This is a genomic window from Clostridium sp. ZS2-4, assembly GCF_026719745.1.
In the GTDB taxonomy this organism is placed as follows: Bacteria; Bacillota; Clostridia; order Clostridiales; family Clostridiaceae; genus Clostridium_H.
Map to the genome: position 1 here is coordinate 1 of NZ_JAPPRQ010000081.1, position 1,661 is coordinate 1,661.

General features: G+C 30.7%; 1 protein-coding gene. It reads right to left on the reverse strand.

All coding sequences use genetic code 11. The features are described 5' to 3' along the window. Positions 1–515 precede the first annotated feature (515 nt). Positions 516–1,451, reverse strand: a complete 936-nt coding sequence (locus OIO11_RS11710; protein WP_268071653.1) for a CPBP family intramembrane glutamic endopeptidase — start codon at positions 1,449–1,451, stop codon at positions 516–518. Positions 1,452–1,661: the final 210 nt, after the last annotated feature.

The following is a 1,661-nucleotide window of genomic DNA, read 5'->3' on the forward strand; positions in this document are numbered from 1 at the left end:
CTCATGTTTGAATTGACTGACTTTGTTATCTTACTTCTGTTTAATTTTCAAAGACCAATTACTTTGCCGTCATCTGACAGCTTATTCAGTATATCATCTGAATTTCTTCTTGTCAACAACTTTTTTGTTTCAAGAATTTCTTCTTAAGTTCATCAGACAAACTCGCAATCAGTAAGCCTGTAAACTCTCTGAGTTGTTGTTTATCTTCACTCTCGTGACGACAAGGAATATCTTATCAAAATCTACACACCGTAGTTTTTAATAGGATATTAATTAGATAAGATTATGTCTTTATTCCTCAAAATATCTTGTTATATGTCGTATTTTTATATGTTGATACTCCAGGAAAGGTTTATTCTAAAATTCCACTATTATAGGTATATCATTTTTAAAATTGCAATTCTACACAGTTGAAAATATAATGCATTCTGTTTTACAAAGTTTTAATAAACCAACTCTTCCATATATGCCCAAAAGCATATGCACTGCAGAAATATCCACAGTGTATATGCTTTTTATCTAAAATTTACTTCTTCTCCAATTTCTTTATTTGTTACTTTCCACACAACAACAAAGCCTAAAATCAAAACAACAGTTGCCAATATGCCTGCTTCTGGTCCAAAACTTCCCCCAGTAAATATATTTTCGTTTACTGATGCTATATTATAAATGCCTTGTGCTTCAGTAGTGCCACTTACCGCAAACCCAAATACACTCCCTTGAAAATAATTCCATGTAAAATGATATCCTATTGGCATCCACAAACTGTTTGTCCTTATATACATATATGCAAATAGCATCCCAACCAAAAATATATTTAGTATACCTATTAATTTTACATTCGGATTTAATAAATGCAAAGCCGCAAAGACCCCTGAAGATATTGCTGCTGATACCCATGGCTTTCCCATCTGATTCAATGTATTTAGAATATATCCTCTACACATAGTTTCTTCATTGATAGCTACAATAATAAAAATCAATATTCCCCACACTGTATTTTTACTAAGCTGAGGATTCAAAAGAGAGTTTTCAAGAGTAATATCCCCTGTTGAAAGCAGCATAATAAATATAACACTCATAGAAATTGCTCCAAGCATTAGTCCCCATATGAGACCCTTCCAGTTTCTTGTTATAGAATTGAGTCCAATATCTTTAAACCTCTTTTTCTCAAATCCTTTCAATACTATAAAAAGAGTTAAAAATAATGCTATAATCCCTAATAATTGTGTAATAAACATTCCTTGAAAACTATTTCTCATATAATTCTCAATTAATACATATGTTTGATCATAATTGGCATTTTCTGAATACTTAGCTCGCATATACCCTCCAAGTACTCCTCCAAAAATTCCTGAAAAGATACTGGTAAATATAATATAAATAATGGTAAATAAAGTTACTTTGTATCCTGATCTTATTTGATTATTTTTATTAGTTAATATTCTCATTGCTCTTCCACCTCCATTTATTCATTATTAATCTCTTTATCATAATAACATATTATAATATCCTCCTAAAATATCTATATATAATAGTCGCTTGCAGAATTCCACAAGCATTGATTTGTCTAATTTTTAAGCCGTTAGGCTTTTATATTTTCCTCCACTGCGACATAATAGAATTACACCACATAAAACCAAACACCACAGAGGAGGAGA

Coding starts and splice junctions, on each gene's coding strand:
- OIO11_RS11710 (WP_268071653.1), bottom strand. CDS start 1,451: ATGAGAATATTAACTAATAAAAATAATCAAATAAGATCAGGATACAAA.